The organism is Halodesulfovibrio oceani subsp. galateae, assembly GCF_055397225.1.
On record NZ_AP042453.1, the window covers coordinates 3,240,026 to 3,260,131 of the forward strand.

The following is a 20,106-nucleotide window of genomic DNA, read 5'->3' on the forward strand; positions in this document are numbered from 1 at the left end:
CTCTCCAAACAGTGCAAGCTAGGTCAAAGCAAATTACATCAAAACCACAAAAAGAAGGCCGTGACATAATGTCACGACCCTTTTTCATGTGTACTGCATTAAACAAAACAGCCTGTCAGCGATGCGTACTGTCATATCGCCGTACAGTGCGCTGGAGTACGGGCGTCCCTTCCCGTTGCTTTCGGCTGCTCCGATTTATTGTTGTACTAAAGTATGCAACTGAGAATAGGATTCCTCGATAGTACAAGGATCTTCTACCCGTTGCTGCAAAAATTCGTTTACTTTCGGCACCATTGCGATGGCTTTATCCACCACTGGGTTTGATCCGTGGGAATATGCACCGATGTTTACCATATCTTCCACTTTCTTATAGGCAGCCAGCAACTTGGTTACAGACTGTCCTTCCTCGATAACGTCACGGGTACAAATATCACCACGAAGACGAGAGACAGAACGTAAAACGTCGATTGCTGGATAATGTCCGTTATCCGCAAGATCACGCGTTAAAACGATATGTCCGTCGAGGATTGAACGAACTGCATCAGCGATTGGCTCGTTGAAATCATCACCATCAACAAGAACGGTATAGATTCCGGTGATACTGCCTTTATCGCTGTTGCCTGCGCGTTCCAAAAGTTTTGGAAGCTGAGTAAATACTGTTGGGGTGTAACCCTTGGTTGTTGGCGGTTCACCCGTTGCAAGACCAACTTCACGAGCTGCCATTGCGAATCGGGTTACTGAGTCCATCATGAGCAGAACGTTTTTGCCCTGATCACGATAAAATTCTGCCACTGCGGTTGCAGCATAAGCGGCACGCATACGTACAAGCGGTGATTGGTCGGATGTTGCCACGAGAAGTACTGAGCGCTTCATCCCTTCAGGACCTAAATCCTTTTCCATGAATTCCAGAACCTCACGCCCACGTTCGCCAATCAGCGCAATGACGTTAATATCAGCTTCAGTGTATCGAGCCATCATACCCATAAGAGTAGATTTACCAACACCGGAACCCGCCATAATACCAACACGCTGTCCTTTGCCCAATGTGATGAGACTGTTGATGGAGCGTACTCCAACGTCCAGCGGCTCTACAATGCGCGCACGGGAAAGCGGGTTAGGTGGTGATGCATACAACGGCTTGTAGCCTTCTGCTGTGTGCATCGGCATTTCTGATCCAAGCTCATTGCCAAACGCATCAAACGCTTTGCCGAGCATGTCATTGCCCACAGGAAAAGTCGGCGGCAGGCTTGAATTTCGGATAAGTGACCCCGGCTTAATGCCGCGCATATCACCGTACGGCATGAACAGAATGTTGCCGTCACGAAAACCTACGACCTCTGCCGGAATCTGCTCTGCGCCGTCTTCAGGAATAAGCTGGCATACGGACCCTAAAGGAGCTTTGATTCCGCACCCTTCTACAATGAGACCGACAACTTTGTTCACCTTACCAAAAGACTGGTTCGGCTCTAAGTTTGTCAGCAACTCAAGGGCACCACGCGGGTCGATCATATCTGATCCTCTGGAATCACAAGCTGATCTAAAATTTCGTCTACGGCCTGTTTGCGACTGACGATGGTGTTGTCCACCATGCCATCACGACTTTCCACAAGAATACCACCGGCAACAATTGTAGGATCAGATTTTACGTTCCATGCTTCCAGACCGCTATAGTGGTTCTGAGCATTTTGAACAATGCCGGTAATCATCTCTTCGTCATCTGGATGCACGGTAATAACTAGCTGTCTGCGCTCGTCCAGAACCTGTACAGCTTCTGCAAAAAGCTTTTCCAAAGATGCCTGTCGGTTTTCTGACATCTCTACTGCGCAAGTACGTTCAACAGCAGAGCGGACAATAGTTACGAGCTCGCTGCGCCAATTATTAAAAATGTTGGAGCACTGTCCCTGAATGGCACCGAGAACACCGGATACAGAATCCGCATGCTGCTGCTGTAATGCTGCAAGCTCTTCCTGAGCCTGCTGGCAACCTTGCTCGTAGCCTTCCTGATGTGCTTTTTCTTTAATCCAAGCTGCTTCTTCACGCGCTTTAGCAAGAATGCTTGAAGCACGTTCGGCTGCACGCTCACGAACCCGCTGCATGTAGGCAGCTTCTGTGGCGTCATCCCACTGCTGGGAACGTGAACCTTCCACGCCTTCCAGAGTGTGCTCGTTAGAAGCACCGGGACCGGTGAAAATGGTACCCCACGCAGCCACACCTTTCGGTGCAGCTGTGTCGGATAAAATATTGCCGGAGATAATGTTAGATGAAGACATCGTTGCCTCCGCGTCCGATGGCTATGCGTCCTTCCATTTCGAGGCGGCGTACAATCTTTACAATTGTCTGCTGTGAACCCTCTACGTCGGAAAGCTTTGTAGGTCCCATGATCTCCAAATCTTCCCGTATCATGGTTGCCGCACGCTCGGACATGTTGCTGAAGAATACGTCCTGCATATCGTCGGAAGCACCTTTGAGTGCCATAGTCATATCCTCGTTGGATACTTCTTTCAGCAGCTCGCGAATACCACGACCGTCCAGTGTTGCCACGTCTTCGAATACGAACATGAGGTTTCGAATGTCTTCTGCCATCTGTACAGATTCTTCTTCGATCTCTGCGAGTACTTCTTCTTCGGTAGCACGGTCCACTGCGTTGAGGATTTCCGCAACAGCAGCAACGCCGCCCACTTTCTTGCCTTCCTTGCCACCCATTGCAATGAGCTGGCTCTGCAACACTTTGTCTACTGCCATAAGCATATCTTCCGGTACTGCTTCAAGACGGGCAAGACGCATAAGCACCTCTGGTCTGATTCCGGCAGGGAGCATCTGAATAAGCTCTGCTGCCTGATCTGAATGCAGGTGACCAAGAATAAGTGCCAGTGTCTGCGGGTGTTCGTTACGCAGGATCTGAGCAAGAATACGAGGACTTACGTTTTCAAGTTCACGGAACGGTGCCGGACCGTTATCCAGCTCCAGTGTATCCATAATGTACTTGGCGGTTTCGCTATCAAGGTTTTTCAGGAGCATACGACGGGTGGCTTCTTCGCCACCGGAAATCATCTCTTTGCCCGCGATCATTGAATGGTGAAACTCACGTAAAATGTCTTCGACATCTTCTTTAGGAACTGTGTCCAGTTCCATCATAGCTTTTGAAATTTGAGCAATGTCTGCACGGTCGAGACGTTTAAATGTCTCGGCGGTGAACTTGTCTCCCATCGCCAGGAGTAATACGGCGGTTTTTTCCGCGCCTTTAAGCTGAGTGGCCAACTTTCTGCCCTCCGGTATCTTTAAGCCAAGACTTCAAGATGCCTACAGCCTGTTCCATGTTCTGTTCGGAAATCTGTAATGCATGCGCCTTAATGTCTTCAATCTTCTTCAGTGCATCCAATGCATCAATCTCTTCTTCACCTTCAATAAGCGCTATGCGCTCTTCGCCCATTGGAAGTCCTTCAAGACCTTCCATCACCTCGCCTGCTTCAACCTTAGGTCGAATAAGTGCGAGAATAACTGGACGAACAATAAGAAGGAGGAAGAGAAAAACGAGTACTGCGTTAAGAATCGGCTTACCCATGCGCATTGCATAGTCCCCGATTACTTCTGCAAGACTGCGTTCGCGTTCTACATTCAGTTCACCGAAAGCGATACAGGAAACTTCAATGGCGTCACCACGAGCTGTCTCAAAACCTACCGCGTTGGAAACCAACTCTCTGATGCGAGTCATTTCTTCTTCAGTACGCGGTGTAAATACCATCTCACCAGTTTCTGCATTTGCTGCGTACATACCGTCAACTACAACCGCAATACTGAGTCGATCCACCTGCCCCACAGGGGTTACGATGTTCTGCTCTTCTTTGTTGATTTCGTAGTTGAGGGTAGATGTTTCACGAGTAGAATCCTGCTGGCTTATGCTGCCGCCGATACCATCACCCCTGAAGTTTGCATCAGGAGTTCCCGCTTCAAGGTTAGCACTACCGCGAGTTGTTTCTTCGCTTTTCTGCTCGGAACGAATAACGGCACTGTCTGGATCGTACAACTCTTTACGGATAGTACGCTGATTGAAATCAAGGTCTGCGTTAACTTTCGCAATAACCTTGCCTGCGCCAATGATAGGATACAAGAGTTCCTGAATGCGCATTTCCAGATTTCGCTGGATGGTCTGTTTATGGTCGAACTGTGTTGATGTCATACCCTCGATGGAAGTTTCATCTTCAGGGTGATACAGCACAGTACCCTTTGTATCCGCGATGGATACGCGACCTTTTTCCAAACCTTCAACAGACATGGTCATGAGGTTAACGACTGCCGTAACATCTTTATTGGACATTTTTTGTCCCTCTGCGAGGGTCAAAACAACAGAAGCAGATGGTGGCAGCTCTTCCTCAATGAACAAGCTTTTCTGAGGGATTACCAGATGCACACGGGCTGATTCTACCGCAGGGAATTCCGTAATGGTACGGCTCAGTTCACCCTGAAGTGCGCGCTGGTAGTTAATTTTCTGTACAAATTCTGTCTGCCCGACTTTTACTTCATCAAAGACTTCGAAGCCAATGCCCTGCCCAGTTAAACCACCTTCACCGGCGATCTTAATACGCATGTCGTATACTTTATCTGCTGACACAAGAATGGTGGAGCCGTTGTTTTCCAGACTGTAAGGAACTTTTTCAGCCTGCAAAACTTTAACGATTCTATTCGCATCCTCAAGAGCAAGATTAGAGTATAGCAACTGCATGTCCGGCTTATTCAGCCAGAACAACAACGCGAAAAACACGCCGAGTACAGTAAGCGCAAGACCACCGATAAATACCCGTTGCGAGAGGGTAATACTCGACCAGAAATTTTTTGTGCGATCGACAGCATCGTTTAACATGGGGGACATTATTTACTCCGAAAAATACAGTTAATAAAAGGCGATATAACAGTAAGAATTAGAACTGCATTTTGCTGATTTCGTTGTAAGCATTAAGAACCTTGTTACGTACGGCGGACGTAAGGTTCATAGCTACACTTGCTTTTTGCAACGTAATCATAAGTTCGTGTACGTTTTGCTGCTCACCTGAAGCAAAAGATTCGACCATAACAGATTTTTCCTGCTGCATGTCGTTTACTTTTTTCACAGATGCTTCAACCGTATCTATAAAAGAGGTGGTTGTTTTTTCTTCAGATGCAGTGGACTGCTGCACCTTTTTATTACCAGCTGCAAAACTGTTTAAGGCTTCTGAGTACGCCTTCATTCCTATATTCTGAATAGACATGGATTACTCCCTAACATTGCCCGCCTAACCGCGGCCAAGCTCCAATGCTTTGTTGTACATAGTTTTTACGGCATCCATTGAGGAAATGTTTGCCTCGTAACTGCGCTGTACAGTCATGAGATTAGCCATCTCTTCCACTACGTTGATATCCGGATAAAAAACATATCCTTCTTCATTTGCATCAGGATGCCCAGGTTCATAAACCTGTTTAAGCGGGCGTGAATCCTGTGCGACCTGACTGACTCGTACCCCGCGTAAGTCTCTATCCATTGCAGACTGCATCTGCTTGCTGAACGGATGGTCAACTTCAGTTGCCTGCAACACAACGGTTTTACGTCGGTACGGACCGCCTTCAGGAGTGCGAGTGGTTTTTGCGTTTGCAAGGTTCATTGAAATAACGTTCATGCTTGTACGCTCTGTACTGAGCGCAGAAGCTCCGATATCGAGTGCTGTCATGAAATCCATTATTTAGCTCCGCTTGCGATGATGCTTTTCATACCTTCAAAGTTGCTTTTAACTACTGTTGCCAGTGTGTTGTAGCGCATGGTATTTTTAGCCATCACAGCCATTTCTTTATCCATATCAACACGGTCTTCACCGTGAACAACGCGCAGTGGCATTGCTTTTTCCCATTCCGGTCCGAAATTCTTCGGATCAAAGGAAGCAGGAACATGCTTGCCTGAAGTGCGTGTCATCTTTCCACGACCATCAATGTTCAGCGCTTTCTGTAAATCTTCCTCAAAATTAACCCTGCGAGCGAGATACCCCGGAGTTTTGAGGTTTGCCATGTTACTCATGACAACATTCTGACGCTGTAACTGCATGTCCATAACCTTTGCACTAAGCAACGTATGGGTTTCAAATAAACCTTTCATGCAGGATCCTCCTTTTCACTAATTTCCCGCTAGTTCCCTTGTTCAGGGAGCCAACAGTACTGAATACAAAGCAAAAGGCGTTCCACACTTGCAAATAATTAGTTTTATTATATCTTTTATAAATTTGTCATTTTTATTCTGCAAAAAAAGAAACGGAGTGACAGAGAATTGTCACTCCTAAGAATGAAAAGGCATATAGATTTTGGCATGGTAGTTGCTGAATATCCTGCAGAAACACAAAAGCTGAACTATTTTTCCTACACGCCTAATCGTATGAATTTGTGGGGATGTAGCTAAACTCAATAAGGATACCCGTATGAGCGACTACCAGACATTAAAAGTACTTGGCGAATACCATCTCGCGTTAGGCGACACTCTTAAAGCTATTGAATGTTTTGAAGGTGCTATGGAGCTTAATAACGAATCTTCTGAGCCGCTTCTTGGCCTTGCCGCAGTCAGCATCTTTGCTGGTGACTACGACGGCGCGTTATCACTCTATATGAAAGCTGCCGCTATGGAAAAAAGTGCCCGCGCACATGCCGGTATCGGTCTTGTTCTTGCGGAACAGGGTAAGCACGATGAAAGTTTTACCCATTTCCTTACAGCTCTCTCCATTAATCCAGTAGATAAGGTAGCTCTTAACTGCCTTCTTCAGCAGGGTTACAGCACCGAGCGCGTTGAAGAAATTCTTCCTGCTTTTGCACGCGCTTTGGAAGAAGACGAAACTGACACAGCAGTGCGTTTCTCTTATGCAACTTGTCTTTTTTCAACAAACCGTAAAGACGAGTCTATTGCAGAATTCAACGAAATTTTACGCCTTGATCCTGAACATAAGGCTACAAAAGAAGTACTCACGCACATCGCTGCGTAGCTCCCCTCCTCCACAAAGTTGTAAGGCACCCTGTGCTGAGTTTAGACTCAGAACAGGGTGCCTTATTTTTTAATCGGTTTCCTCGTTATACATTTCTGTGTAAGTAGATTAAAGAATATTACACATCACACTTGTTCTTTTTTATTCCGTGTACTAGCGTAATTTAATATAACATTTGTATGTTTTATTAGTCTGTTAGACGGGATTAATCCTGCTCAATCTAAATACAACAGGGAGTTAGATATGGCAGGAGCTACGGTTCCAACAAGTACCGAGGCAGAGCACGTAGACAACACGCAGCGCACCCGCCCCATCTTCTACGCCAATGACTCCGCCCGCGACATGGTCCTTCATTCACCGCTGTGGGAATTCTGGTATTCCGCTGATGGAGCACTGGAAGTCGTTTCCAACGCCTGCGAAATATGCTGTGGATACGAAGCAAAGCACTTTTACCGTAACTCTCGATTCATGGAAGCCATCCTCATTGAAGAACACCTTCCCCTATGGCATGGCCTATGGCGCAAGATGGATGAGGGGGAAAACTACGCATGTGCAGAATTCCAAATCCGCTTGCCGGACAGCAAAAAACGCTGGATGAAATTTGAAGCAAGCCGCGCATCAGACATCGATGGTTGCGATTGCGGTATTCGAGCTTTTTGTCACGACATCACAGCACATCGTAGTGTTGTACAACAACTCACCCACTTCACATGGCATGACAGCCTTACAAAACTCCCTAACCGTTGTAAGTGCATAGAAAAAATAAAAAAAGCCATTACTCGTGCCAAAGCTGCAAATCTTTGGAACTTTTCCGTCATCTATATAGACATCGACCGTTTCAAGAACATTAACGATTCCCTTGGTCATGCCGCCGGTGACGCTATTCTCTGCAAACTTGCAGACCGTCTCCGCTCTTCTACATACGGCTTTGAATCTGTCTTCAGAATTGGCGGTGATGAGTTTGTACTGATCTACGAAGACACCACTGATCATCAATCCGTACACCGCTCCATCGAAACTCTCATCAAGCGTATTAAACGCCCCATCCTATGGAACGGTAAACAGATTCATATGTCTGCCAGTTTTGGGGTCATGCACGGTGATTCAGAAGTAGACACAGCAGAACGTTATCTACAAAACGCACATGTAGCGCTCAACCACGGACGTTCCAACGGAACAGATGGAGTTGCTGTCTACGACTCACAAATTTTCTCCAATGCACTCAAGCTAATCAGCATGGAACTTGATCTCCACAATGCTCTTATTAATGACGAGTTCTTTCTCGTATACCAGCCTGTTGTAGATACCGTAACGCGTGCCATGACAGGCTTTGAAGCACTTGTTCGCTGGAAAAACAGTCAGGGCAACATCATTTCCCCGACAAAATTTATTCCGTTGGCAGAAGAAACAGGGCTGATCCTGCAACTTGGCGAATGGGTACTGCATGAAGCATGTTCAACACTTGCAGGATGGCGCAAGAGCAATCCACTTTTCAAGAATTTGAAAGTGAACGTTAACCTCTCTGCACGCCAACTTTCCGACTTAGAGCTAACAGACACTGTTTCCAATATTCTTGAAAAAACCAATCTACCACCAGACTGTCTTCGTCTGGAGGTAACCGAAACCATGCTTATGGAAAATCCAGACTATGCAGATATTACCCTGCGCAGGTTACGAGCATTAGGCGTGGGATTATGTATTGATGATTTCGGAACCGGCTACTCTTCACTTATGTACCTGCAACAATTTCCTATCAGCAATTTAAAAATCGACAGAAGCTTTGTTGCAGACATGGAAAAAAATCCCGCAAACTATGAAATAGTAAAAGCAGTAATTGCTCTTGCACACGCATTAGGCTTAACCGTTGTAGCTGAAGGGGTAGAAGAAGAGGAACAGCGAATAATGCTGCTAGAGGCAGGATGTGATTTTTCTCAAGGGTATTTATTCTCGCGCCCAATACCTCCGCAGGAGCTTCCAATCCTTCTCAATTCCATGCAAGCCCCCCAGAAATGCCTTCCGCAGGCAGGTTAACGCCTTTCTTCATAGCTACTTGTAACGTGAAAAGAATTCGACAGAGGACGGTTACGATAGTACCCTGCTGGGATGTCAACAACTCGCTCTACTAAAGAATCCTTCCTCACCGGCGCAAGCACCATCATTCCAGTAATGCCGGGCATTGTTCCCTTTGGCATGCTTACTGGAGTAGTTACAATTGCCGCCGGAATTTCTCCGCTCAAAGCCATTTTCATGACAATTTTCATGTTCGCCGGAGCCGCACAGGTGTCCGTTGCCCAGCTTATGACAGAGAACAGTTCAGCCATCATTATCGTGGCTACAGCTATCATGATCAATCTACGCTTTGTCATGTACAGTGCGTCAATTACGCCGCACCTCGGTCCGTTAAGCCCTTGGCAGCGACTATATCTCTCGTACACGTTATCTGATCAAGCGTACGCGGTTTCCATTGTGGAATTCACACAAAAGAGCAGCAAGCATCAAAAGCTCCCCTTCTTCGCCGGTGCGTGTACGTCTCTCTACGTAACGTGGATGATTTCGACAATAAGCGGCATTTTTTTCGGCTCGCTTATCCCTCCGGAATGGTCTTTTGATTTCGCAGTACCACTCACATTTCTAGCGCTGCTCGTGCCTAACATTGTTGACCGTCCGTCCGCCCTTGCCGCAGTTGTCGCGGCGATTGTTGCTATCCTTACGGTTTCGCTTCCGTACAATATGGGGCTCATGATCGGAGCATTCTCCGGTATCTTTACCGGATATTTTGTCAGCAAAAGAAAAGGGGCATGTCATGAGTAATAGCACGTTCTGGATTGTTATTTCCGTCATCGGTATCGCCACTATAATTATGCGCGGTTCTTTTATCCTCACGGCTGATCGATTCAAGCTTAGTGACAAGTTTACAGATATTCTCAAGTTCATTCCAGCGTCAGTGCTTGCGGCACTTGTCGCACCAGCAATTTTCTACCATGAAGGCATGGTAGACGCTTTACAGGGTAAGGAACGCCTGCTGGCCGGAATCATTGCCTTACTCGTTGCATATAAAACACGAAATATTTTTTTCACCATTCTTACCGGAATGGGAACATTGTATTTGATGCAATACTTGTTCTAGCAGCCTGCCCGGGGGCTCTAAAAAACTTTTACGCACAATTGCATCTTTAGATTGCGCAAAAACAAAAAAGCCTCCAAGCTAAAACTGTAAAACATTGCCGCTCTTCGTAACGACAAAAAAATTGGAGCCAACCTCGCTCCCACGGCAAACTGAGTTCTTCTTTTAACATCGAACTCTTTTACCAAATATAACCACTGGAGGCCTCTTGGAACTTGCACTTGCACTTGCATTTATTCTTTCAGCATCATTATTGATAGCTAAGCTCGCCAGCAAAAAAAGCCCACAACTAGTACGAATCAATAAAAAGTAAAAAAATCCCCTGTTACGCATCTTCGTAACAGGGGATTTTTGTATTCTTAACCGCACATTATCTACAGTTATTCAATGCCTCGGCAGCAATGCGCATGTGCTGTTTTTCTGACTGACAAAGTGAGAGAAAATGCTTTTCCATCACAGAGTCTTTATACAAGTGTGCCATGTTCCGATACAAATCATATGCAGAAAATTCAATGGCCATAGCCATTTCAACAACATTTTGACATTCAGTACCTTCCTGCATCAGCTTTTCTGCAAGCTCATCGAAGTCAAGTCCGCCTTCAAGGATATCTCCCGGAAGAGCGGCATATACAGATTCAAAGGAAGGCGGGTTGTCCTGAGACTTTTCCCAAAATTTGTAAATCATATGAGCATGTGCTTCTTCGGCTTTAACAAGCGTTTCCATTACTGGAGTAAAAGGAGCATTCGGGAACTGTTCCAAAACAAGTTCATAGAATTTATGCGCACCTTTTTCCAAGTTCATTGCCTGATATAACAAATCCGCATCAGAGCCTTCCATATCAAAAACTTTCAAGTTAGGCATATCCTCGATGTAATGCCCGTCCCACTCAAGATAGCCCCCGAGCATATTGTAAACTTTTCCTTCAAACTCTGGGTGTGTTCCAATAAAAACAGACGCAGCAACCGAACGTTTGCCTGACAAGCAGTAAACAATGGTGTCTTTAGTTGGAGAAAGTTCTGAAATACGTTCTTCAATTTCACCAACCGGAATCAGAATTGCTCCGGCGATATGGTCTTCCTCGTATTCATCAAGAAAACGAACATCCACCAACTGGTATTTTTCCTCTCTGGTGTTACCCATAAAGCCTCTTACCTCGTCGACGGTAAGATCTTGGTATTCTTTTTCCATTTCCGGTCCTTCTTCTGCCCACTAGGGAGTAATTATATTCACAAACCTGCCTGAAATCTTGGCTAAGAGCAGGCACACTAGCCCATTCACACGATAACAAGCTAGTATCAATCACAAAAAAACAACTAACAATCTGAAAAGAATAAGTTTAATCTTGCAAAGAATGTCGCAACGCGATAATCACAAGATAGACTATTTAATAGTAATAGTAATTAAATCTATTAATAACTTTTTTCTTAGAATTTTTAGTATCTCATTTCAAGTGGAAATAGATAAGGGGTCAAAAAATGAACGATATCAAACTTGCAAAAGGTATTTACTGGGTCGGCGCTGTTGATCGGGACATCCCACCTTCAAGCGGCTATGCAGGTACAAGTTACAACGCATATTTGATCATTGATGATAAAGTGACTCTGGTTGATGGAGTAAAAAAATCTCACCGTGACCAGTTCTGGGCTCGCATACGCAACATTATCGATCCTGCAAAAATCGACTACATGATTGTGAACCATGTTGAACCGGACCACTCCAGCAACTTTCCTGAGATCATCAGCACAATTAAGCCTGAGAAAATTTTCTGTTCTGCCCCAGGGAAAGAAGCTATTATTGCCCATTTCCATGATGCAAGCTGGCCGTTCGAAGTAGTGAAAAGCGGAAACGAGATTTCACTGGGCGAAAGAACTGTTCAGTTCATTATGACTCGCATGCTTCACTGGCCGGACTCAATGTTCTCCTACCTCAAAGAAGACGGTATTCTGTTCTCTAACGATGCCTTTGGTCAACACATTGCGTCAGATGACCGTTTTGATGACGAGGTAGACATTGCAGAACCGCTTAAGGGTGCACAATTCTTCTATGCAAACAACCTCAACCTTCTTTCACCGCTTATCAAAAAGACATTACGTGCTTTGGATACGATGGATTTAGATCTGCGTATGATCGCTCCGGATCATGGATACATCTGGCGTAGCCATCCTGACAAGATTCTTGAAGCATACGCAAAGTGGAGTTGTCAGAAGCATTCTAAAAAAGCGCTTGTTGTGTATGACACTAAGTGGAAGTCCACTGAAATCATGGCACATGCCATTGCACAGGGAATCGAAGAGAAAAATGTTCCTATTCAGCTTTGCAATTTAAAAACATGGCATCGCGGTGCAATTATGGAAGAGTTCCTTACTGCCAGCACCATAGTCATGGGAAGCCCGACCATCAACAACGGGGTAATCCCAAGCATGGCAGCATTTCTGCACTACATAACAGGTCTCAAGCCTAAGAATAAAATTGGTGCATCTTTTGGCTCCTATGGTTGGGGTGGCGAGGGTGTACGTCAGATCAACAGTACGCTTGATGATCTGAAGATTACACGAGTAGACGACGGATTGCGCATCAAATTTGTACCAGACGAAGCACAGCTTAAAGACTGTATTGAATATGGACACAAAATTGCGGAAGCAACATTAGCGTTCAATCCAGGTTGTGCAAAAGATTAAGTTCAGTACACACTAGATATAATAAATTGTAGCCGGTTATCTCAGGATAACCGGCTTTTTTTATTTTCTACACATAGTGCATACAATGATCCACGTTGAGAATTTATGCTCTGTATAATCAGAGTGTAAAGTTCATATTAGCGGACACAATAGAAATTAATGAAACAAAAAGGGTACATAAAAGAGTCCAACAGAGTCAGATAATCTACGTAGTCCAATTTTATAGAAGCCTCCTCAATTTTTCGGGATGAATTTTAAACAAATAGCGAATGTTCAGAGAACAATAGGCTGCTATTTATACTCTACCAAAACGAAAAAAAGTGAGGTTTTTATGAATACCGTAATTAAACAATTTGTTCTCGCTCTCCTCTGCGTCTCTTTTTTTGCATTATCAGCTCAAGCTGAAACAACCACTCCAACGAAAACAATCGGGCACGGCTCATATTCAGTGACCATTCCATCTGATTTTCAGAATGTAGGTCAGCTCTCAGTTTCTATTCCATTAAATTCAGAAGTTCGTGGCCGGTTCCCGCACAGCTCAATGCATTCAAAAGTATACACTGACGGCGAGACTATCCTATTTGTCCAGCGTATGTCCGCTCCAGTGTCAAACAACTACTTCAAACCACTTAGTGGAACCAGCGTTGCCAAATGGGGCAAAAACTGGTTCAAAAACAGCTACAGCATGAATGTTGCCAACACCACACGAGAATTTAACCAGTATAACAACTTCATCAAAGCACACTCCCTGACTGAAGCAACTGACTACACCGTAGAAATGTTCGATCATCTTGTGAGCCCTACCAGTATCATCCGTGTTCTTACATTTACTCCACAGGCAACAGAAAAACTTCCAGCAGTTCCTAAAGCAACCAATCGTTATTACGTAGAAATCAATAAGTAGCGCTAATGTAATACCTCCGTTCCTAGTCATTAGCATACGACAAAGCCCCGCCATGCATTTCACTGCATGCGGGGCTTTTTTAGGTTCTATTAAAGACTAACGGTCGTGGTTATGGAATCAACAAAGCATTCCAGCTTAAACAGCAACTAGACAAAGGATCTCCATAAATGAAAAGCATTTATTCTCGGCATGTTTTTAGTACCTAACCATGCAAAGCGAACTTCATTTGAGTCACCGTGAATATTTCAAGAATCATAACGGAAAGAGGACGAATGGAAACATCGCGCTATGCATTCGAGGGCTTGAAAGATAGTAACAGCCGCTAACTGGAAAGAGCTAAAAATGGCTTATGCTCTATATCCCTTGTCCCACGAACTAGATGAAAAGAAAGATCATACACAAATGGCATCCAATTATTTACGACTATCCCAAACATTGTGTTTCTGGGATTATTCACGGCATTGTTTTTAGTGCGTAATATCGCACTGGGAAAAATGCTGCACCACCGTGATCATTCCGTGAATGATTTCAGAAAAAGGATGCATGGGATCGCGCAGTTAAGCTCGGGGAATGGAAAGGGGTGGGAGCTTGCTCACCCCGTCCCCCCGCGGGAGCGTGGAAAGAGAAAGCTTGGGACTTGGTATCAGTCAAAACAGCCGAAGCATCTTGTGCACTAAAAACTACAAACAGTACTAGCCAGATCAAAACAACAAAAGCCGTCTATCTTAGGATAAACGGCTTTCTTTAAATTCAAGCTAGATGTTTTCTTTATTCAGTGAACTGGAAAGCTATAGTCTGAGCTCAACAGCCTCTTCAGCCAGAAAAGCTGAAAACAAAGTAAAGGTTAGACATATGAATATTTCGACCTAAGTGTCTCTACTTAGTCATAGAAAACATAAATAAAGAGAGAGGGCAAAGCAGAAAAAGATAGATGAAAGGGAAAGAAAAACTAAGCGAAGGTCGAAGATAGGAAAGCAGATTAAGAGAAGAAGAATACAAAAGAATCAACCAAGCTCCGCTTTACAGGCATCAACACTTTTTGACTTCATAGAATAGTTTGGCTTGCGGCGTACCGCCTTGGACCAAACCTCGCCCCCTACGGGAGCTCACGGCTTCGCCGCGGCTCTTATCGCCTGCGGGAAAGCAGGTTTAGTTATACAAACAGAAAAAGCCCGTTAGCTATAAAGCTAACGGGCTTTTTGAAATAAATCTTGGCAGCGACCTACTTTCCCACAGGCTCCCCTGCAGTATCATCGGCGATGGTTGGCTTGACTTCCGAGTTCGGAATGGGATCGGGTATACCCCAACCTCCATGGCCACCAAGAAAAATATGTCGGGTCAGTGCTTTGGAAAGGCGGTAATATTTACCTTACTGCCACGTCAAAGGACGAACCCTAAAATATTAATCTAATAGGGAGGAAAAGAATGATTTAGTGTAGAAAAATAAGGCTCACGGACTATTAGTACTGGTTAGCTGAAGGCATCACTGCCCTTACACACCCAGCCTATCAACCTGGTGGTCTACCAGGGTCCTTTAGCTCATAAATGAGAGGGAGATCTTATCTTAAGTGAGGCTTCCCGCTTAGATGCTTTCAGCGGTTATCCCTTCCGAACGTAGCTACTCAGCTATGCCGTTGGCACGACAACTGACCCACCAGAGGTTCGTTCACCCCGGTCCTCTCGTACTAGGGGCAACTCCTTTCAAATCTCCTACGCCCACAGCAGATAGGGACCAAACTGTCTCACGACGTTTTAAACCCAGCTCGCGTACCACTTTAAACGGCGAACAGCCGTACCCTTGGGACCTGCTTCAGCCCCAGGATGTGATGAGCCGACATCGAGGTGCCAAACCGCGCCGTCGATGTGAACTCTTGGGCGCGATCAGCCTGTTATCCCCGGCGTACCTTTTATCCAATGAGCGATGGCCCTTCCATGCGGAACCACCGGATCACTAACACCAACTTTCGTTCCTGCTCGAGATGTCTCTCTTACAGTCAAGCTCGCTTATGCGTTTGCACTCAACGACTGGTTTCCAATCAGTCTGAGCGAACCTTTGTATGCCTCCGTTACTCTTTAGGAGGCGACCGCCCCAGTCAAACTACCCACCAGACACTGTTTCCTAACCGGATAACGGTAGAGGATTAGAGCCTTAGACTAGCAAGGGTGGTATTTCAAGGTTGGCTCCACAAACACTGGCGTGCCTGCTTCAAAGCCTCCCACCTATCCTACACATGCTAGCCCAAAACCCAATGTCAAGCTATAGTAAAGGTGCACAGGGTCTTTCCGTCTTGCTGCGGGTACACGGCATTTTCACCGCGAATTCAATTTCACCGAGTCTGTAGTTGAGACAGTGCGGAGATCGTTACGCCATTCGTGCAGGTCGGAACTTACCCGACAAGGAATTTCGCTACCTTAGGACCGTTATAGTTACGGCCGCCGTTTACCGGGGCTTCGGTTCGCTGCTTCGCCGAAGCTAACAACTCCCCTTAACCTTCCGGCACCGGGCAGGCGTCAGTCCATATACGTCGTCTTACGACTTTGCATAGACCTATGTTTTTAGTAAACAGTCGCCACCGCCATTTCTCTGCGGCTCTCCGTTGCTTTGCTTCGCGAGGAAACTAACAACAAGGAGCACCCCTTATCCCGAAGTTACGGGGTCATTTTGCCGAATTCCTTAACTACAGTTCTCTCGAGCGCCTTGGATTACTCATCCCGCCCACCTGAGTCGGTTTGCGGTACGGTTTGCATAGACTAAACTTAGAAGCTTTTCTTGGAAGCATGGACTCAACACCTTACGTTCTTGCGAACTCCGCATCGTGTCTCAGGCATGTAGAGGTACGGATTTGCCTATACCTCAACCCTACGCACTTGCACTGGCTATTCCAACAGCCAGCGTGTCTATCCTACTCCGTCCCTCCATCGCACATCTATACAAGTACAGGAATATTAACCTGTTTCCCATCGACTACGCTTTTCAGCCTCGCCTTAGGGGCCGACTAACCCGGGGCAGATTACCTTTACCCCGGAAACCTTGGGCTTACGGCGGATGGGTTTCTCACCCATCTTATCGTTACTCATGTCAGCATAATCACTTCTCTACCGTCCAGCATGCTTCACAGCACACCTTCAACCAGTAGAGAACGCTCTCCTACCACCAGCACAAAGTGCTGATCCGAAGCTTCGGCACCATACTTAGCCCCGTTACATTTTCGGCGCAGAATCTCTAGACCAGTGAGCTATTACGCTTTCTTTAAAGGATGGCTGCTTCTAAGCCAACCTCCTGGCTGTCTAGGAAATTCCACCGCCTTTTCCACTGAGTATGGATTTGGAGGCCTTAGCTGTCGGTCTGGGCTGTTTCCCTTTCGACTACGGCCCTTCTCAGTCGCAGTCTGACTCCCGAGGATCATTTATACGGTATTCGGAGTTTGATAGGGTTTGGTAAGCTGGTGAGCCCCCTAGCCCTGTCAGTGCTCTACCCCCGTTAAACTACCTCGAGGCTATACCTCAATATATTTCGGAGAGAACCAGCTATCACCAGGTTTGATTGGCCTTTCACCCCTATCCACAAGTCATCCAAATCGTTTTCAACCGATACTGGTTCGGTCCTCCACTCAGTTTTACCTGAGCTTCAACCTGCTCATGGATAGATCACCTGGTTTCGGGTCTAATCCACTGTACTTGTCGCCCTTATCAGACTCGCTTTCGCTACGGCTCCACTTTCGCTTAACCTTGCACAGTAGATTAACTCGCTGACTCATTATGCAAAAGGCACGCGGTCACATCTCAAGGATGCTCCCACAGCTTGTAGGCAACTGGTTTCAGGTTCTATTTCACTCCCCTAACAGGGGTTCTTTTCACCTTTCCCTCACGGTACTGGTTCACTATCGGTCACTAGTTAGTACTTAGCCTTGGAAGATGGTCCTCCCAGATTCCCACGGAGTTTCTCGTGTTCCGCGGTACTCAGGAACAGTCAGTGTCATGTTCGACTTCAGGTACGGGACTTTCACCCTCTACGGTCAAGCTTCCCAGCTTGTTCCCCTATCTAATAATGAATCACTTGATGACTGCCCTACAACCCCGCCATGTCGAAACATGACGGTTTGGGCTATTCCCCGTTCGCTCGCCGCTACTAAGAGAGTCTCGTTTGATTTCCTTTCCTCGGGGTACTGAGATGTTTCACTTCCCCCGGTTAGCCTCTCTAAACCTATGTATTCAGTAAAGAGATAACGGGACATAACTCCCGCTGGGTTTCCCCATTCAGAAATCTATGGGTCAAAGGATGTTTGGCTCCTCACCATAGCATATCGCAGCCTACCACGTCTTTCATCGCCTTCTAGTGCCAAGGCATCCGCCAGTTGCCCTTAATAACTTATTTTTCTACGGACATTCTTTTCCGTCCCTATCGATTGTAAAAGAGCAGAAACCCGAAGGTTTCAGCCAAGTATAATACTTGGATTGTTACCACTACTTATCATTTAAGTAATGACCACTACCAAAAATTTACTTGTAAAAGAACTGTAAGCTGTTCCACCAAAATGGTGGAGGCGAACGGGATTGAACCGTTGACCCCCTGCGTGCAAGGCAGGTGCTCTCCCAGCTGAGCTACGCCCCCACTTGGGTAGATGGTGGGCCTGGGAAGATTTGAACTTCCGACCTCACGCTTATCAGGCGTGCGCTCTAACCAACTGAGCTACAGGCCCATTCAGCCTAATGACAAAAGAATCGCCTGCCGGCGGTACTTTAGTTACAGCAGTCTTCCTCATTAGGAAGTTGCTGTGTCATTTAGTTGTAAAGAGCATGCGACCATAAGTTGGTCAACGCAAAACTCTTTGCAATTAAATAGCGAATCGGATTTTTTTTCTTTAAAGGAGGTGATCCAGCCGCAGGTTCCCCTACGGCTACCTTGTTACGACTTCACCCCAATCATCAGCCCCACCGTAGACAGCTGCCTCCATTGCTGGTTAGCTCACTGGTTTCGGGTAGAACCAACTTTCGTGGTGTGACGGGCGGTGTGTACAAGGCCCGGGAACGCATTCACCCTGGCATGCTGATCCAGGATTACTAGCGATTCCGACTTCAAGGAGTCGAGTTGCAGACTCCTATCCGGACTGGGATGCACTTTATGGGATTAGCTCCACCTCACGGTATCGCAACCCTTTGTATGCACCATTGTAGTACGTGTGTAGCCCCAGGCGTAAGGGCCATGATGACTTGACGTCGTCCCCACCTTCCTCCCGGTTAACCCGGGCAGTCTCCCTAGAGTGCCCAACATTACTTGATGGCAACTAAGGATAGGGGTTGCGCTCGTTGCGGGACTTAACCCAACACCTCACGGCACGAGCTGACGACAGCCATGCAGCACCTGTCACTGCATTCCCCGAAGGGCACTGTCTAATTTCTAGGACATTCGCAGGATGTCAAGCCTGGGTAAGGTTCTTCGCGTTGCATCGAATTAAACCACATACTCCACCGCTTGTGCGGGCCCCCGTCAATTTCTTTGAGTTTCAGCCTTGCGACCGTACTCCCCAGGCGGGGTACTTAACGCGTTAACTACAGCACCGAAGGTCAAGCCTCCGACACTTAGTACCCATCGTTTACGGCGTGGACTACCAGGGTATCTAATCCTGTTTGCTCCCCACGCTTTCGCTCCTCAGTGTCAGTAATAGTCCAGGAAGTCGCCTTCGCCACCGGTGTTCCTTCTGATCTCTACGGATTTCACTCCTACACCAGAAATTCCACTTCCCTCTCCTATACTCTAGCGATGCAGTATCAAATGCAATTCCACGGTTGAGCCGTGGGCTTTCACATCTGACTTACAAAGCCACCTACGAGCGCTTTACGCCCAGTGATTCCGATTAACGCTTGCACCTTCAGTATTACCGCGGCTGCTGGCACTGAATTAGCCGGTGCTTCCTCTAGAGGTACCGTCAATTACTAAGAGTATTATTCTTAATAGGTTTCTTCCCTCTTGACAGGAGTTTACGATCCGAAAACCTTCATCCTCCACGCGGCGTCGCTGCGTCAGACTTTCGTCCATTGCGCAATATTCCCCACTGCTGCCTCCCGTAGGAGTCTGGGCCGTGTTCCAGTCCCAGTGTGGCAGGCCACCCTCTCAGGCCTGCTATTCATCGTTGCCACGGTAGGCCGTTACCCCACCGTCTAGCTAATGAAACGCGGACTCATCTACTGGCGAGAGCTTTCAAGAAGAGGCCCCCTTTCCCGTTTCCAGCGTATACGGTATTAGCAGTCGTTTCCAACTGTTGTCCCGTACCAATAGGTAGATTATCCACGCGTTACTCACCCGTGCGCCACTCTACTCGTCTCCGAAGAGACTTTCGCGTTCGACTTGCATGTGTTAGGCACGCCGCCAGCGTTCAATCTGAGCCAGAATCAAACTCTCCAGTTTAATA

Annotated in this window: 14 protein-coding genes, 2 tRNA genes and 3 rRNA genes; 6 read left to right on the plus strand and 13 right to left on the minus strand. The window is 46.5% G+C overall.

The window, feature by feature from the left end:
* Positions 1-195: 195 nt before the first annotated feature.
* From ACZ5V1_RS14315 to flgB, 7 genes are read right to left on the minus strand one after another with little or no spacing between them, the layout of a single operon-like run.
* The gene (locus ACZ5V1_RS14315; protein ID WP_464389418.1) at positions 196-1,509 is read right to left on the minus strand and encodes a FliI/YscN family ATPase; all 1,314 of its coding nucleotides are present in this window, start codon (positions 1,507-1,509) and stop codon (positions 196-198) included.
* Positions 1,506-2,270 (minus strand): FliH/SctL family protein, encoded by a 765-nt coding sequence (locus ACZ5V1_RS14320; protein ID WP_464389419.1) that lies wholly within the window; start codon positions 2,268-2,270, stop codon positions 1,506-1,508. Before ACZ5V1_RS14320 ends, ACZ5V1_RS14315 begins: the two co-directional genes overlap by 4 nt.
* Positions 2,257-3,207, minus strand: a complete 951-nt coding sequence (gene fliG, locus ACZ5V1_RS14325; RefSeq protein ID WP_371416021.1) for a flagellar motor switch protein FliG — start codon at positions 3,205-3,207, stop codon at positions 2,257-2,259. Before fliG ends, ACZ5V1_RS14320 begins: the two co-directional genes overlap by 14 nt.
* A 34-nt stretch (positions 3,208-3,241) precedes the next feature.
* A complete protein-coding gene (gene fliF, locus ACZ5V1_RS14330) occupies positions 3,242-4,867 on the minus strand; it encodes a flagellar basal-body MS-ring/collar protein FliF (protein ID WP_464389420.1) in 1,626 nt (541 codons plus the stop codon).
* Between the two features lie 49 nt (positions 4,868-4,916).
* On the minus strand, positions 4,917-5,243 hold the full coding sequence (gene fliE / locus ACZ5V1_RS14335) for a flagellar hook-basal body complex protein FliE (RefSeq protein WP_160713927.1): 327 nt from the start codon (positions 5,241-5,243) through the stop codon (positions 4,917-4,919).
* A gap of 24 nt (positions 5,244-5,267) precedes the next feature.
* Positions 5,268-5,708: a flagellar basal body rod protein FlgC gene (gene flgC / locus ACZ5V1_RS14340; RefSeq protein WP_464389421.1), complete on the minus strand. Its 441-nt coding sequence runs from the start codon at positions 5,706-5,708 to the stop codon at positions 5,268-5,270.
* Positions 5,708-6,118 carry a flagellar basal body rod protein FlgB gene (gene flgB, locus ACZ5V1_RS14345; protein WP_464384578.1) on the minus strand — a complete coding sequence of 137 codons (411 nt, stop codon included), beginning with the start codon at positions 6,116-6,118 and terminating at the stop codon, positions 5,708-5,710. Before flgB ends, flgC begins: the two co-directional genes overlap by 1 nt.
* Before the next feature lie 316 nt (positions 6,119-6,434).
* Between flgB and ACZ5V1_RS14350 the strand changes: the two genes are divergently transcribed.
* From ACZ5V1_RS14350 to ACZ5V1_RS14365, 4 genes are all read left to right on the plus strand, one after another.
* Positions 6,435-6,989 (plus strand): tetratricopeptide repeat protein, encoded by a 555-nt coding sequence (locus ACZ5V1_RS14350; protein WP_464389422.1) that lies wholly within the window; start codon positions 6,435-6,437, stop codon positions 6,987-6,989.
* A 243-nt stretch (positions 6,990-7,232) separates the two neighbouring features.
* Complete coding sequence (locus ACZ5V1_RS14355) at positions 7,233-9,020, plus strand: putative bifunctional diguanylate cyclase/phosphodiesterase (RefSeq protein ID WP_464389423.1); 1,788 nt, start codon at positions 7,233-7,235, stop codon at positions 9,018-9,020.
* Positions 9,021-9,092: 72 nt separating this feature from the next.
* Positions 9,093-9,800 carry an AzlC family ABC transporter permease gene (locus ACZ5V1_RS14360; protein ID WP_464389424.1) on the plus strand — a complete coding sequence of 236 codons (708 nt, stop codon included), beginning with the start codon at positions 9,093-9,095 and terminating at the stop codon, positions 9,798-9,800.
* The gene (locus ACZ5V1_RS14365; RefSeq protein ID WP_464389425.1) at positions 9,793-10,116 is read left to right on the plus strand and encodes an AzlD domain-containing protein; all 324 of its coding nucleotides are present in this window, start codon (positions 9,793-9,795) and stop codon (positions 10,114-10,116) included. Before ACZ5V1_RS14360 ends, ACZ5V1_RS14365 begins: the two co-directional genes overlap by 8 nt.
* Positions 10,117-10,483: 367 nt before the next feature.
* On the opposite strand, the gene ACZ5V1_RS14370 is transcribed toward ACZ5V1_RS14365, so the two are convergent.
* Complete coding sequence (locus tag ACZ5V1_RS14370; RefSeq protein WP_464389426.1) at positions 10,484-11,302, minus strand: rhodanese-like domain-containing protein; 819 nt, start codon at positions 11,300-11,302, stop codon at positions 10,484-10,486.
* A 287-nt stretch (positions 11,303-11,589) separates the two neighbouring features.
* On the opposite strand from ACZ5V1_RS14370, the gene ACZ5V1_RS14375 reads away from it, so the two are divergent.
* Positions 11,590-12,792 carry an FprA family A-type flavoprotein gene (locus tag ACZ5V1_RS14375; protein WP_464389427.1) on the plus strand — a complete coding sequence of 401 codons (1,203 nt, stop codon included), beginning with the start codon at positions 11,590-11,592 and terminating at the stop codon, positions 12,790-12,792.
* A 331-nt stretch (positions 12,793-13,123) separates the two neighbouring features.
* Positions 13,124-13,696 carry a hypothetical protein gene (locus ACZ5V1_RS14380; protein ID WP_464389428.1) on the plus strand — a complete coding sequence of 191 codons (573 nt, stop codon included), beginning with the start codon at positions 13,124-13,126 and terminating at the stop codon, positions 13,694-13,696.
* A 1,209-nt stretch (positions 13,697-14,905) separates the two neighbouring features.
* On the opposite strand, the gene rrf is transcribed toward ACZ5V1_RS14380, so the two are convergent.
* From rrf to ACZ5V1_RS14405, 5 genes are all read right to left on the minus strand, one after another.
* Positions 14,906-15,020 (minus strand): 5S ribosomal RNA (gene rrf / locus ACZ5V1_RS14385).
* 115 nt (positions 15,021-15,135) lie between these two features.
* Positions 15,136-18,071: ribosomal RNA gene (locus tag ACZ5V1_RS14390) — 23S ribosomal RNA — on the minus strand.
* Positions 18,072-18,232: 161 nt separating this feature from the next.
* Positions 18,233-18,308, minus strand: a tRNA-Ala gene (locus tag ACZ5V1_RS14395).
* Positions 18,309-18,319: 11 nt separating this feature from the next.
* Positions 18,320-18,396, minus strand: a tRNA-Ile gene (locus tag ACZ5V1_RS14400).
* A gap of 164 nt (positions 18,397-18,560) precedes the next feature.
* Positions 18,561-20,102, minus strand: a 16S ribosomal RNA gene (locus ACZ5V1_RS14405).
* The 16S, 23S and 5S rRNA genes sit together here with 2 tRNA genes alongside, the layout of an rRNA operon.
* Positions 20,103-20,106: the final 4 nt, after the last annotated feature.

Bases quoted from the DNA above. Each gene is read 5' to 3' on its own strand.
- ACZ5V1_RS14315 (WP_464389418.1), bottom strand. From the start codon at position 1,509: ATGATCGACCCGCGTGGTGCCCTTGAGTTGCTGACAAACTTAGAGCCG.
- ACZ5V1_RS14320 (WP_464389419.1), bottom strand. From the start codon at position 2,270: ATGTCTTCATCTAACATTATCTCCGGCAATATTTTATCCGACACAGCT.
- fliG (WP_371416021.1), bottom strand. From the start codon at position 3,207: ATGGGAGACAAGTTCACCGCCGAGACATTTAAACGTCTCGACCGTGCA.
- fliF (WP_464389420.1), bottom strand. From the start codon at position 4,867: ATGTCCCCCATGTTAAACGATGCTGTCGATCGCACAAAAAATTTCTGG.
- fliE (WP_160713927.1), bottom strand. From the start codon at position 5,243: ATGTCTATTCAGAATATAGGAATGAAGGCGTACTCAGAAGCCTTAAAC.
- flgC (WP_464389421.1), bottom strand. From the start codon at position 5,708: ATGGATTTCATGACAGCACTCGATATCGGAGCTTCTGCGCTCAGTACA.
- flgB (WP_464384578.1), bottom strand. From the start codon at position 6,118: ATGAAAGGTTTATTTGAAACCCATACGTTGCTTAGTGCAAAGGTTATG.
- ACZ5V1_RS14350 (WP_464389422.1), top strand. From the start codon at position 6,435: ATGAGCGACTACCAGACATTAAAAGTACTTGGCGAATACCATCTCGCG.
- ACZ5V1_RS14355 (WP_464389423.1), top strand. From the start codon at position 7,233: ATGGCAGGAGCTACGGTTCCAACAAGTACCGAGGCAGAGCACGTAGAC.
- ACZ5V1_RS14360 (WP_464389424.1), top strand. From the start codon at position 9,093: ATGTCAACAACTCGCTCTACTAAAGAATCCTTCCTCACCGGCGCAAGC.
- ACZ5V1_RS14365 (WP_464389425.1), top strand. From the start codon at position 9,793: ATGAGTAATAGCACGTTCTGGATTGTTATTTCCGTCATCGGTATCGCC.
- ACZ5V1_RS14370 (WP_464389426.1), bottom strand. From the start codon at position 11,302: ATGGAAAAAGAATACCAAGATCTTACCGTCGACGAGGTAAGAGGCTTT.
- ACZ5V1_RS14375 (WP_464389427.1), top strand. From the start codon at position 11,590: ATGAACGATATCAAACTTGCAAAAGGTATTTACTGGGTCGGCGCTGTT.
- ACZ5V1_RS14380 (WP_464389428.1), top strand. From the start codon at position 13,124: ATGAATACCGTAATTAAACAATTTGTTCTCGCTCTCCTCTGCGTCTCT.